The following is a 12305-nucleotide window of genomic DNA, read 5'->3' as shown; positions in this document are numbered from 1 at the left end:
GGGGTAGCGTCGGACACGTCGAGGTCTTTCGGATGGATGGCGTAGGAACCTCCGTCATCGGGAGACCTCGACGTCTATCTGCGGACCGACGCGCCCGGCCGACCTACACCGTCATCTGGGAAGACCCCTGAAACGTCTTCGACGACGACGGGACCGGCTAGGAGGAGGGCGCGGTGAGCTAAAAGAATGGAGCTTGCTCGGCTTCGACGCCGCCGCAAGCTCCGGTGAAACGGTCGGTACTGGTCGGTCGTCGTCGGTCACCACCGGATGGCGGCGCCCCCCACTCTCGGCGTTTGCGCAGGTCAGCGGCTCGTTCGCCCAGTGGGCGCATCAAGCGATAGACGCAAAGCCGACGTGATTAGGTCGTCGGTTCGATTCCGAGAGGCGGCTCTGGCGAACAGCCCCTGACCTGCGGAAACGCAGGGCAGGGGCGGTTCGGTTCTGGTGGTCGCGCGATGCGCTGGCCTCACGGCTCTGCCCGACACCGACGTCGCTCTCCTCTGCGACGGACCCCTCGCCGGCTGAGCGCTCGCGGCCGGCATCCTGTCCGTGTGCCGATAGGCCTCGCTCCGCTCGGCAACGCGGCGTGGCGTTGTGTCGCGACCTGGACGTGCGAGGTGTCAACGGTGCGTCGGCGCAGCGATCGTTGTGTGCGCAGCGAGATGTTCCATGCCGCACGGGCGACGCGCACGAACGCAACGCCCCGGAACGCCAACGACCCGTCATCGCTGCGACGCGCAACGCGTCTCCCGTCACGGCAACGGATCGCAACCAAGACCCGCCCACGGCGCCTAGCGGGACGGAGGGCAAGTTGACACAGTTGCGCTGCCATGGAACCGCGCTGGCTCTCTCGATGACCACCGGTGAACCAGTGCCGCTCCAGGCTTGCGCCTGGTGTTGCCTGGCCCCCCTCGTGATCGGCCCGTCGGGGATCGTCAACGTGGTGCGGGTGTCGAGGCGGTCGGGTCCGACGGCTCGGCGGGGCGCGATCGTCTCGTGCGTTGGCGGACTACGGGAGCTTGGACGCGAGGACGTCGGCCGCCAGGATCTCGGGTGCTGCGCCGAGGAGGTGCTGGTTGGCCATCAGGGCTGCGACGATGGCGCCGTTGGCGTGGGCGTCGCGAGCGGCCTCGTCGGGGAATGCATCGAAGATCCAAAAGGTGTCGGCGTGGGTTCTAGCCGCGAACCAGACAATCGTTCCCACTTCTTCGTTGGCGAGTGCGACAGCGCCGGCGAGCAGATCGGCGAGCCCGTCGTGCTGTCCATCGGCCGCGACGATCTTGGCGACGAAGGCATACGGAAGTGATGCGGGTGTGGACATGAGGGGTTCTCCTTGAAGTCGGGGTTCTTCGTGGGGCGAGTTCAGCGTATGACGAGCGAGGGCCGATGGGAAGTGGCGTATACGACAGTATTGCTATTGTTCGCGCCATGCGTATCGGACTGATCGCGATCGACGGCTGCTTCGGTTCGGCTGTCGCGTCGGTCATCGACATCGTGCGGGTGGCCGACGGAGCCCGCGGCGATATCGACCCGCGGATCGACCCGATCGAACTCGCCATCCTCGGACCGAAACGGCGAGTGACCACGACGGCATCGATGACCCTGTCGGTTGACCACCCGCTGTCGGAGTCCGGAGAGTTCGACGTGGTCGTCGTCCCTGCGCTTGGAACCCTCACGGCCGCCGCTACCAACGACGCCCTCCAGAGCCGAGATGCTCGTTCGGTCATCGCCTCGCTCGGGCGCCTCGACGACGCGACCACCCGGATCGCCGCGGCGTGCACCGGCGTGTTCGCCGTCGCCGAGACCGGACGGATGCATCATCGGCGGGCGACGACCAGCTGGTTCCTGGGGCCGGAGTTCCTGAAGCGCTATCCGACCGTCGCCCTCGATCTCGACACCATGGTCGTCGTGGACGGGAACCTCGTCACCGCCGGCGCCGCGTTCGCCCACATCGACCTCGCGCTCTCACTCGTGCGATCGATCAGCCCCGACCTGGCCCAACATGTCGCCAAGCTCCTCATCATCGACGAGCGTCCATCGCAGGCGGCCTTCGTCGCCTACGAACATCTCCGGCACGAGGACCCGATCGTCGTCGAGTTCGAACGCTTCGTGCGCGCCCGCCTGGACGAACCGTTCAACGTCGCCTTCGTCGCGCAGTCGCTCGGCACCAGCCGGCGCACCCTCGAACGACGAGTCCGTGCGGCGCTCAACCTCACTCCGCTCGGCTTCGTCCAACGGCTTCGCATCGAACGAGCTCGGCACCTCTCAGCAACCACGGACCTCACCTCCGCCGAGATCGCGCTACGGGTCGGCTACGCGAACGCCGAGACTCTGCGCTCCCTCCTGCGCAGGGAGCGACGCCGTTCCTGACCTATCGCCATGCCTGTAGCCGGTGTCCTAGCGCCCGGTTGGAACCACCTCTCAGCACGTCGCGTCGACGCTCCTGCGTCGCCCCTGGACGACCCACTCGACACGCCCGCAGCACAGGCCATGTGACGTGCCCCGGCTTCCCGGACGGTCGGGGTTGGGTGGCTGTGATGTCGCTGCGTTCTCGTCGAGGGGGTCAGCAGACCCGATCAGGGTCGACTGGGATGAGACGCGAAGGCGGTCAGGTCAGGGCGGCCGAAGCCGGCCGGCGGGGTAGCGTCGGTCACGTCGAGGTCTTTCGGATGGATGGCGTAGGAACCTCCATCGTCGGGAGACCTCGACGTCTATCTGCGGACCGACGCTCCCGGCCGACCTACACCCTCATCTGGGAAGAGCCGTCATACCCACCACGGCCTGGATGGTCGCGGCCTGGCGCGAGACCCTCTCACTCTCGAGCAGCGCGGCGAAGGCCATCGTTACGCGGATGAACGGGGTCTCATCCGGGAAGGCGATCAGCGGAAGACCCTGGGCGCGGCACTCCTCGACCAGGCCCTCGGGCACCTCCGCGTGAACGGGCAGCAGCCCAAAGCCCAGAGCGGCCACGCCGACGTCGAGCAACCTGGCCACGTAGGACGCGATCTCAGCCCTCCGTGCCGGCAGTCCAAAGCCGGTGATCAGCAGAAGCTCCTCGCCGACCAGGTATCGCCGCGGATCGCGCAGCTCGATCACGGGCGTGGACGCCACGCGGACGTCCCGGATCGCTTCCCGCTCCCCGGGGCTCAGCACCTGGATGCCGAGCGACTCGTCGTCGAGGAGCTGCCCCAGGGCGACTGCCACGCGGCTCCTGCGATGCTCCTCGGAGCGCAGAGTGCGGATGAACTCCAGATCGTCCCGTGCCGGCACCTCATCCATGGGGACAAACTATCCCGAATCGGGGCGATCCAGGATTTTCTGCACCTGGCTGACGTGTGTGCTGCGCCACTAGCATTCCGACATCGGCCCCCGATATCCCGCGTCGACGCGGACCGTCCGGGCTGCAGATGGAGGAGACATGGTTCTGGACCTGGTGGTCATCGCCGTCTACACGGCAACGATTCTCGGCGTGGGGTACTGGGGGTTGCGCCGCTCGAAGTCCAAGAGCGACTACCTCGTCGCCGGACGCCGACTAGGCACCTTCATGTACTCCAGCGCCCTCTCGGCGATCGTCCTGGGCGGCGCCTCGACAGTGGGCGGCATCGGACTGGGATACAGCTTCGGTCTCTCGGGCGCATGGCTCGTGACCGCCATCGGTCTGGGGATCCTGGTGCTCTCGGTGTTCTTCACCCGGCACATCGTGAAGCTGAAGGTCTACACCGTCATCGAGATGCTGGATCTGCGCTACGGCGGTGTCTCCGGACTGATCCCTGGCATAGTGATGTTCCTCTACACCTTCATGCTCACCGTGACGTCCACGCTCGCGTACGCGACGATCTTCCATGTGCTGCTGGGGGTGCCCAACTGGGCCGGCGTGCTGATCGGCGGGACCGTCGTCGTCACCTACTCGACCATGGGCGGCATGTGGTCGATCACGATGACCGACGTGATCCAGTTCGTGATCAAGACCGTAGGCATCCTGTTCCTCCTCGCCCCGGTGGCCGTCCTCCACGCGGGAGGCTTCGCGCAGATCCATGAGCGTCTGGGCGACTCGTTCTTCTCCCCGGTGTCCATCGGCGGAGCGACCATCGTGACCTACGTGCTGACCTACACGCTGGGCCTGCTCATCGGCCAGGACATCTGGCAGCGCGTCTTCACCGCGAGGACACCGAGGATCAGCGTGATCGGTGGAACCATCACCGGCGTCTACTGCATCATCTACGCGGTGGCCGGCGCGATCATCGGCATGGCCGCCCGGGCCGTCTGGCCGGACCTGGCCAACCCGGACGAAGCCTTCGCCACCATCGTCCAGGAGGCTCTGCCCACCGGCGTGCGCGGGTTCGTGCTGGCCGCGGCGCTGGCTGCCCTGATGTCCACGGCCTCGGGAGCGCTCATCGCCTGCTCCACGGTGCTGACCACCGACCTGATTCCCCCGCTCCGTCGGATGGTCGGACGAGGCTCGGGGAAGACGCCACCGGCCGCCGCCGGGCATCCCGAGGAAGAGTCCGTGAGGGGGTACCGCCTGGCCACGTTGGTGCTGGGCGCCGCAGTGGTGATCGTGGCGAGCCTGGTGACCACCGTCATCGGCGCACTGGTGATCGCCTACAACATCCTGGTGGGCGGGCTCTTCGTGGCGATCCTGGGAGGACTCGTCTGGCGCCGCGGCACCCGCCACGGGGCGCTGTGGTCCATGGCGGTGGGGACGGTCGCGGTGATCGGCACGATGGTCGCCACCGACATCCTCGCCACCGCCCCGATCTACGTGGGACTGGGCTCCAGCCTGGTGGTCTACGTGGTGGTCAGCCTGCTGACCCCGCCCACTCCGGAGGACGTCCTGGCCGAATGGGACCGGCGCCTGCGACGCAGCAGCACCGCATCGGTCTCTGACACGCCCCTGCCACACCGCCAGCACTCTGTTTCGAAGGACGGTTCCGACCTGTGATCTCCCACCCGAGCGACCCCACCGCCGCCGGTCCCACCGGCCCTGCCGCCGACTCCACCCGACCGGCTCCCAGCTCCACAGTCCCGGCCGCCGGCCGCATCGGCGGCGACGTCGCCCTGGAGTCACTGACCGCTCTGGGCGCACGGGCCGTCGTCGGCCTGCCTGGGCAGCACGCGCTGGGACTCTTCGACGCCCTGCGTCGATCTCCCCTGCCCTACCTGAGCGCCCGGGTCGAGAACAACGCCGGGTTCATGGCCGACGGCCTGGCCCGCGCCCTGGAAGCCCCGGCCCCCTTGCTGCTCTCCACCGGACCCGGGGCGCTGACCTCGCTGGCCGCACTGCAGGAGGCGGCGGCCTCCTCGGTGCCCGTGATCGCGATCAGCGCCCAGGTTCCCGTGGCAGGGCTGGGGGGCGGGCGTCATGGCTACCTGCATGAGCTGCCGGACCAGTCCGCGTCCTTCCGCGGGGTGGTGAAGAGCGTGTTCACCGTGCGCAGGATCTCCCAGATCCCCTCTGCTCTCGCCGAGGCCTGGAGTGCGGCCTCGAGCCCACCGATGGGCCCGGTGCTGGTGGAGATCCCTCAAGATGTGCTGCTCGAACCGGCAGAGCCCTGGGTTCCGCAGATCAAGGACCTCTCTGCCCGCCCCTCGGCCCTGCCGCCGCGCGCTGAGCTGATGGAGACGGCGGCACAGATGCTCCTCAACGCGCAGCGGCCCAGGATCCTCGCCGGCGGGGGTGTGGTCCGCGCGGGTGCAGGTGAACCGCTGAGGCAACTGGCTGAGGCGCTGGAGTCTCCGGTGGTCACCACCTTCAGCGGCAAGGAATCCTTTCCTCGTGACCACAGGCTCTCCGCCCAGAGCTGGATCGAGGACATCGCCACCACGGAGTTCCTGGAGGAGGCCGATGTCCTGCTGATCGTCGGAAGCGGTGTCGGGGAGCTCTCCAGCAACTACCACACCTTCTCCCCTGCCGGACGGGTGATCCACATCGAGGCGGAGCTGGGCAAGGTCACCTCGAACCATGACGGGCTGGGAATCCACGCCGACGCCGGGCCGGCCCTGAGCAGTCTGGCGAACCATGTGGAGCAGCTCCGCGGCGCCGGAGCAGCAGGGGAAGACCATGACGACCTGCTCCGTGCACGGGCTCACCGGGCCGGGGAGGACATCTCGGCCCTGCTGTCCACGGTCGGCGAGCGACTCTCCTCACAGGATCTGGCTGCCGAACAGCAGCTTCTGGCAGACCTGCGGGAAGCGGTCCCGGCGGGGGCCGACACGTTCTGGGACATGACCATCGCTGGATATTGGGCCTGGTCCGTCTGGGATCCGCAGGAGGGACGGTGCGTCTCCGCCCAGGGCGCCGGCGGTCTGGGCCATGCCCTGCCGGCGGCCGCAGGCGCGTCCTTCGGGCGCAGGGTCCTTGGTCAGCCGACCCAGGTGCTGGCGGTGTCCGGCGATGGCGGCGCGCTCTACGGGATCGCCGAGCTGGCCGCGATCGCTCAGCATCAGCTCGACGTCACCTGGCTGATCATCGACGACGGCGGCTACGGGATCCTGCGCAGCTACATGGAGGGGGAATTCGGCGAGGCGACCGCCACTGAGCTGAATCGGCCGGACTATGCCGCCCTCGCCGCATCATTCGGCATCCCTGCAGAGACCGTCGGACTGGATGACGTTGGAGAGGCGGTGCGGCGCGCGCTCTCCGAGACGGGGCCGCGTGTGGTCGTGCTGCCGGCGCGGCTGGGCCTGTTCGCACCGACGCATCTGGATCGGCTGAGCCCGTGAGCCTCGAACCCGACCACTCAGACACCCGACCGGTGGTCCTGTTCAGCGACCGCACCGACGTCGACCTGGAGCCGGCGCAGCGGCTGCTCGCCGCGCACGGATTCGACTCACTGGTGGCCGGGCTTCCGGCCTCCCCTGACGCGGAGGATCCGGCCCGGCTGCTGTCGGCCCGCGCCCGCGGCGCAGTGGGCATGGTGGTCGGCTACGCCCGCATCAGCAGCCGGATCCTCGAGGCGCTGCCGGAGCTGCGGGTGATCGCCACGACCAGCGCCGGTACGGAGATGGTCGACGTCGTCGCCGCGCAGGCTCGGGGAATGTCGGTCATTCCGCTGCGGGACGCCGCCACCGAGGAGGTCGCCACTCACAGTCTGGCGTTGATGCTGGCAGTGGAGCGCCAGCTGCCGCGCGCCACCGACATCGTCGGGCGAGGGTTGTGGACCGAGGCGCTCACCGTGGGGGCACCCGCCTCGCCTCGGCGCCTCAGCGGGCTGACCCTGGGGCTACTGGGGCATGGCCGGATCGCACGCCGCCTGACCTCGATGGCAGCTCCCCTGGTCCGCGAGGTCATCGCCCACGATCCGAGGAACGTGGGAGAGGGTGCGACGACGGTGTCCCTGGAGGAGCTGCTGCGGCGCAGTGACATCCTCTCTCTGCACGTGCCGCTGACGGACGGCACCCGGGGGATCATCGGCGCCGATGCTCTGGCGAGCCTGCCGACGGGCGCGATCCTGATCAACTGCTCACGCGGGGAGCTGGTGGACGAGGCCGCACTGCTGGAGGCCGTCGACTCCGGCCGCCTCCGCGGCGCCGGACTCGACGTACTCCATGGAGAGCCGCCCGCCCCGGCCGCTCCGCTGCGGCATCACCCGGCAGTGATCTGCACCCCTCATGCGGCGTACTGGTCGGCTGACTCGCTGCTCAGCTACGGACTCGACCCTGCCCGTGCCGTGATCGAGCACCTCAGGGCGTGATCCGGCGGGTCTGCCGCTGGTCAGCCGCGCAGCTCGATCCCCTGGGACAGCTGGACGAAGGCTCGGCTGGCCAGCGCGGCCGGGCTCTCCGCGCCGTCGTCGCTCCTCGCCCAGTGCTCCAGGCCGATCCGGATCGAGTGTGTCGCCGCCGCGGCGAGCAGGCGCACGGACAGCGGATCGGCGTCCTCGACCAGGGAGCCGATGATCAGGCAGAGCTGCCGCTCGGAGTCATGGTTGACCTGCTGCCACACGGCCTCCAGCGCCGGATCCTCGGCGGCGGCCTGCAGCAGCCCACGCATCCGGGCGATCGAACCGCCTCCGGAGCCTCCACGGCCCAGCACCTGTTCGATGAGGTCCGGGATGGCCTCCCGAGGATCATTCGCCCCGGAACCCGCCAGCGCCTCCTGCCACAGCCCCGCACCCACGCCCAGCAGCGGCGCGACAGCCTCCTCCTTGGAGCGGAAATACCGATAGAACGTGCGCAGGGAGACTCCGGCCTCGCCAGCGATGCGCTCCACCGTGACCGCACTCGTCCCCTGCTCCGCGAAGAGCCGAGCGGCGGTGCGGGCGATGTCCAGCCGGGTGGCCTCCCAGCGTCGTCGGGTCAGAGATGTGGAGCTGCTCACTCCGGCAGAATACGGGAACAACTGCGCCTGTGCACATGTTTGCCAAGATGGCACATCGTGCCACGTCGGCACTGTGAGCCGCTGACCGACATCACGCCCGCAGGAAGGAACCCATGATGAACCCGCAGACCGCACCCCACCCCACCACTGCCCGCCGTGCCCTGCCCCTCGGGGCCGCTCTCCTGGCGTTGGTCGCCACAGGGTGCGCCGCCGAGGACACCGAGGGACCAGTGACCGCAGCCCCGGACGAGACCGCCCAGACCGAGCCCGACGGCGGCGAGGCCCAGGACGACGGCGACGCGGAGGATGACGCTGAGGCCGGTTCGAGCCTGGCCGTGGAGACGATCGGCGAGAGCCCCTATGGACTGGTCGCGTCGGAGACTCCCCAGGGCACTCCGGAGGAGGTCTCCGGCGAGCTGATCGTGGGCCCGGGCGGCTACCTGGCACTGACCCAGCAGGGGCAGCCGCAGCTGCTGGTCTTCGAGGACGGGGCCGACTTCACCCTGCGCGGGGACCGTCCCTCCGTGACCACTCCGGACCTGGGGACGCTGGAGGTCGGCGAGGAGGTCGAGCTGACGGCCGTCGAGGTCGACAGGGACTCGCTCTCCGGTCTCCCTCTGGAGCGCGTCAGCGGAGCAGCTGACACGGCGCTGATGGTCACCGCTGACTGACTCGTCAGACCCGCCTCCTGCCCGCCGCCTCCCGCCGCTCAGCCCACGGTGCCGGTGCCGATCAGGGTGCTGACGTCGAGCCTCTCGACCCCCTCGGTCTGCAGGGAGGTCAGGTAGGCCTCTCGGACGCGATCGACGTCGGCGGCATCGAGCCCGGCGAGCATGCCGGCGAACCCTGACCCGGTGATGACCAGCCATGCGATCTCCGGAGTCATGGGGATGCCCCGCTCCTCCACGGTGACCTCCGGCTCCACCAGTCCGCGGGCGAGGAGCCACTCCTGATACGCCTCGGGGGTGTTGATGTCATCGATCAGGTGCGGCGGGCGAGGCTCGGCGGCCACGCCCGTCACCGCGCCCATCGCCTGCTGCAGGTGCCGCCCGGCGGTCTCGACGGCACCCCGGCGCCAGATGGTGAGGGCGACGCGGCCACCCGGGCGGGCACGGCTGATGACGTGCTCCGTGCCGGAGGTCATGTCTGGAAAGAAGAAGATGCCGAGCACGCACTGCACCAGGTCATAGCCCTGCTGCTCCCAGGATGTGGCATCGGCCTGCACTGCGGTGATGTTCTGCAGCCCGTGGGCGTGCTTCTCGAGCTCATCGAGCAGCGCCTGGGAGAGGTCGACGGCGTCGACGCGACCGTCCGGGGCGACGAGCCGGGCCGCGGGGATGGCCGAGGCACCGTTGCCGCAGCAGAGATCCAGCACCTTCTCACCGGGACGTGGAGCGGAACGCGTCACCGTGGCGTCGCCGACGGGTCGCCACAGATGCTCGCCCAGTCGGTCAAAGTCACTGGTGGCGGTGGAGAAGGCGCGGGTGAACCGCTCAACGTCAGTCATGGCCTTATGATAAACATTCTCAATTAGACTGTCGTGGGTGCCGCCCAAAGCTCGCCCCTCCCCTACGGCGGGCCTGGGAGCCACAGGACCGCGACGTGCCTGGCGGTCCGGCGGTAGAGTCGCTGCCGCGGCCTCGTCAGGCGGACGGGTCCAGGCTGGAGAGGTCGGAGACACCATGACACGACAGTTCGATGCCGAGTATTGGGAGAAGCTCTACCAGGAGTCCCCTGCCCCGGAGGTCGCCGCCCCCAGCGGAGACGGCGGGCCGAACCCGCACCTAGCCCGTGAGGTGTCCGCGCTGACTCCCGGGCGGGCCCTGGACGCCGGCTGCGGACAGGGAATCGAGACGGCATGGCTGGCTCAGCAGGGGTGGCAGGTCACCGGAGTCGACATCTCCCGCACCGCCCTGGCCCGTGCCGCACGGATCCTGCAGGCCCGCGGCGTGGACCCCCGGGTGGAGCTGATCGCCGCTGACCTCACCGCCTGGGCCCCGGAGGAGCCGTACGACCTGGTGACCACCCACTATGCCCACCCGACCATCCCGCAGCTGGAGTTCTACCGCCGGGTGGCGGGCTGGGTGGCCGTCGGAGGGACTCTGCTCATCATCGGCCATCTACACCGGGGGGAGGATGCCGGCCACCACCATGGATCGGATCCCGGAGATGTTCCCGCGTCGGGACATCCTGACCATTCGGGCCCGCATCATCCGCCCGAAGAGGCCGAGGTCCGCGCCGCCGACGTCGTCGCCCTGCTGGACAAGGGCAGCTGGCGCGTGGAGACGGCTGTGGAGTCCAGCCGCGAGGTTCCCCGGGGCGAGAGCAAGCTGCTGCTGCATGACGTGATCGTGCGGGCCACTCGGATCAGCTGAGCCGACCGAGCCTCCGAACCCGCGGCTCGTCGGGCAGGACCTTCCGCTGATCCTGGACGATAGTCTCCGCCACGTCCACAGGTTCTGCTGTGCTGGGATCGCCTGGGTAGGTGAGTTCTCGGTCGCCATGAATGGCTGGTGAACAATCTGCTCACGACAGTGGATCATGTCGCCCTGAGTCACTGCTCGCGCACTGACACGAATGAGCACCCTACCTGGCACACGCCGGACACGGCATTGAGGCGCCAGCAAGGCGACGGCCACATCGGCCGGGCCGGTCAACGCGGAGGCGATCACACCTCCAGCGCCGATCACCGCACCAGCCTGGACCCCTCGCACCCGGAACAGGAAGACCCGCTGGAACGCCCGTCAGCTGTTGCGGCCTGGACGCCATCCGAAGAAGTAGAGGATCCACCCCAAGGCACCGAGCAGGAACAGCCCTGCCGTGTACCAGGCGCCGTTGGGCACTCCGGAGCTGCGCTCCATCGCGACCGGCTCCTCTGCCGCAGGGCTCCCCGAAGCGTCATGCGCGGAGTCGGCGGCGGTCTCGACACCGGCTCCAGGGGTGGCCTCACCACCATCACCAGGCTCCAGGGCATCCGACAGGGCACGGGGGAGCTCGGAGCCTTCAGAGGCAGGCCTGTCGAATCGATCCTCAAGGGCCACATTGGGCGAACGACGGTCCAGAGGACTGTCGGTTCCGCTGTGGCGGGGCTCGGGGCCGGGGTCGAACGTCACCGGCTCGTCTCCGCGTGCAACCGGCAGTTCGCCGTCCTGTCCGGAGGGCGATGTCGACTCCTGACTCTCGCCTCCTCCGGCGCCGCGCGGCGCATCAGCGCGCGGGGCGCTCTCGCTGCGGCCACTCTCCACCGGTCGGTCCGACGAGGTCGGCTCAGGGCTGCTCTCCTCGGTCTCGGTGCGCTCCTCCGACGAATCAGTGGGCTGAGACGACGCCTCCTGATCGCGCGGCTGCTCCTGCCGGTCGTCGGGATCGGGACGGAGCCGCTCCTCAGACCGGACGTCCGGAGCGGAACTCTCTCCCCGCTCAGGGCGGTCTGAGGCTTCCCGCTGCTCTGACCGGTCACGCTGCTCCGATCGGTCCTGGTCCGAACGCCGCTCCTGCTCAGCGGGCCGCGAGGAGCGCTCACGCTGTTCAGACTGGCTCGACCGGTCACGCTGTTCAGACTGGCTCGACCGGTCACGCTGTTCAGACTGGCTCGGCCGGTCTCGCTGGGAGGACTGACCTGTGGATTCAGTGCGCTCACCCTGCCGGGATTGGTCCGGACGCTGCTCCGGCTGGGAGGGCTGAGTTGGACGCTGCTCCGGCTGAGCCGGCTGAGCAGGACGCTGCTCGGGCGGGGAAGGCTGGGCTGGCTGAGCCGGACGCTGCGGCCGTTCAGGTCGGTCAGCGGACTCAGAGTCCTCGTCGTCGTCAGAGTCCTCGTCGTCGTCAGAGTCCTCGTCGTCGTCAGAGTCCTCGTCGTCGTCAGAGTCCTCGTCGTCGTCAGAGTCCTCGTCGTCGTCAGAGTCCTCGTCGTCGTCAGAGTCCTCGTCGTCGTCAGAGTCCTCGTCATCGTCAGAGTCCTCGTCATCGTCAGAGTCCTCGTCAT

The 12305-nt window shown here is 68.9% G+C and carries 10 protein-coding genes and 1 pseudogene; 6 read left to right on the top strand and 5 right to left on the bottom strand.

Going from position 1 to position 12305, the window contains the following annotated elements:
* Positions 1-1009 precede the first annotated feature (1009 nt).
* Positions 1010-1321: an antibiotic biosynthesis monooxygenase gene (locus tag ODE13_RS16705; protein WP_322480281.1), complete on the bottom strand. Its 312-nt coding sequence runs from the start codon at positions 1319-1321 to the stop codon at positions 1010-1012.
* A 107-nt stretch (positions 1322-1428) separates the two neighbouring features.
* On the opposite strand from ODE13_RS16705, the gene ODE13_RS16700 reads away from it, so the two are divergent.
* The gene (locus ODE13_RS16700) at positions 1429-2370 is read left to right on the top strand and encodes a GlxA family transcriptional regulator (RefSeq protein WP_007079305.1); all 942 of its coding nucleotides are present in this window, start codon (positions 1429-1431) and stop codon (positions 2368-2370) included.
* 378 nt (positions 2371-2748) lie between these two features.
* Here the strand turns inward: ODE13_RS16700 and ODE13_RS16695 are convergent, their stop codons facing one another.
* Positions 2749-3279, bottom strand: a complete 531-nt coding sequence (locus tag ODE13_RS16695; protein WP_322480280.1) for a PucR family transcriptional regulator ligand-binding domain-containing protein — start codon at positions 3277-3279, stop codon at positions 2749-2751.
* A 139-nt stretch (positions 3280-3418) separates the two neighbouring features.
* Between ODE13_RS16695 and ODE13_RS16690 the strand changes: the two genes are divergently transcribed.
* Genes ODE13_RS16690 through ODE13_RS16680 form a run of 3 tightly spaced genes read left to right on the top strand, consistent with a single transcriptional unit; the run spans position 3419 to position 7694 of the window.
* Positions 3419-4942, top strand: a complete 1524-nt coding sequence (locus ODE13_RS16690) for a sodium:solute symporter (protein WP_322480279.1) — start codon at positions 3419-3421, stop codon at positions 4940-4942.
* On the top strand, positions 4939-6723 hold the full coding sequence (locus tag ODE13_RS16685) for a thiamine pyrophosphate-binding protein (RefSeq protein ID WP_322480278.1): 1785 nt from the start codon (positions 4939-4941) through the stop codon (positions 6721-6723). Before ODE13_RS16690 ends, ODE13_RS16685 begins: the two co-directional genes overlap by 4 nt.
* A complete protein-coding gene (locus ODE13_RS16680) occupies positions 6720-7694 on the top strand; it encodes an NAD(P)-dependent oxidoreductase (protein ID WP_322480277.1) in 975 nt (324 codons plus the stop codon). Before ODE13_RS16685 ends, ODE13_RS16680 begins: the two co-directional genes overlap by 4 nt.
* 20 nt (positions 7695-7714) lie before the next feature.
* Here ODE13_RS16680 and ODE13_RS16675 read toward each other — a convergent pair whose 3' ends face one another.
* Positions 7715-8320 carry a helix-turn-helix domain-containing protein gene (locus ODE13_RS16675; protein WP_322480276.1) on the bottom strand — a complete coding sequence of 202 codons (606 nt, stop codon included), beginning with the start codon at positions 8318-8320 and terminating at the stop codon, positions 7715-7717.
* Between the two features lie 113 nt (positions 8321-8433).
* Between ODE13_RS16675 and ODE13_RS16670 the strand changes: the two genes are divergently transcribed.
* Positions 8434-8991 (top strand): hypothetical protein, encoded by a 558-nt coding sequence (locus ODE13_RS16670; RefSeq protein ID WP_322480275.1) that lies wholly within the window; start codon positions 8434-8436, stop codon positions 8989-8991.
* 38 nt (positions 8992-9029) lie between these two features.
* Here ODE13_RS16670 and ODE13_RS16665 read toward each other — a convergent pair whose 3' ends face one another.
* Positions 9030-9827, bottom strand: coding sequence for a class I SAM-dependent methyltransferase (locus tag ODE13_RS16665; RefSeq protein WP_322480274.1), 798 nt, complete (start codon positions 9825-9827; stop codon positions 9030-9032).
* A 175-nt stretch (positions 9828-10002) separates the two neighbouring features.
* Here ODE13_RS16665 and ODE13_RS16660 point away from each other — a divergent pair, with 175 nt between their 5' ends.
* Positions 10003-10695 (top strand): class I SAM-dependent methyltransferase, encoded by a 693-nt coding sequence (locus ODE13_RS16660; RefSeq protein WP_322480273.1) that lies wholly within the window; start codon positions 10003-10005, stop codon positions 10693-10695.
* A 369-nt stretch (positions 10696-11064) separates the two neighbouring features.
* On the opposite strand, the pseudogene ODE13_RS16655 reads toward ODE13_RS16660, so the two are convergent.
* Positions 11065-12305, bottom strand: a pseudogene (locus tag ODE13_RS16655) (hypothetical protein); the annotation flags it as partial.

Source organism: Nesterenkonia sp. HG001 (assembly GCF_034438835.1).
Classification (GTDB): Bacteria; Actinomycetota; Actinomycetes; order Actinomycetales; family Micrococcaceae; genus Nesterenkonia; species Nesterenkonia xinjiangensis.
The sequence above is the reverse complement of the archived record's forward strand: the minus strand, read 5'-3'. Positions and strand labels throughout refer to the sequence as shown.

What these genes read in the sequence shown, in the direction of transcription:
- ODE13_RS16690 (WP_322480279.1), top strand. Translation starts at nt 3,419, where the DNA reads ATGGTTCTGGACCTGGTGGTCATCGCCGTCTACACGGCAACGATTCTC.
- ODE13_RS16705 (WP_322480281.1), bottom strand. Translation starts at nt 1,321, where the DNA reads ATGTCCACACCCGCATCACTTCCGTATGCCTTCGTCGCCAAGATCGTC.
- ODE13_RS16665 (WP_322480274.1), bottom strand. Translation starts at nt 9,827, where the DNA reads ATGACTGACGTTGAGCGGTTCACCCGCGCCTTCTCCACCGCCACCAGT.
- ODE13_RS16660 (WP_322480273.1), top strand. Translation starts at nt 10,003, where the DNA reads ATGACACGACAGTTCGATGCCGAGTATTGGGAGAAGCTCTACCAGGAG.
- ODE13_RS16670 (WP_322480275.1), top strand. Translation starts at nt 8,434, where the DNA reads ATGATGAACCCGCAGACCGCACCCCACCCCACCACTGCCCGCCGTGCC.
- ODE13_RS16695 (WP_322480280.1), bottom strand. Translation starts at nt 3,279, where the DNA reads ATGGATGAGGTGCCGGCACGGGACGATCTGGAGTTCATCCGCACTCTG.
- ODE13_RS16700 (WP_007079305.1), top strand. Translation starts at nt 1,429, where the DNA reads ATGCGTATCGGACTGATCGCGATCGACGGCTGCTTCGGTTCGGCTGTC.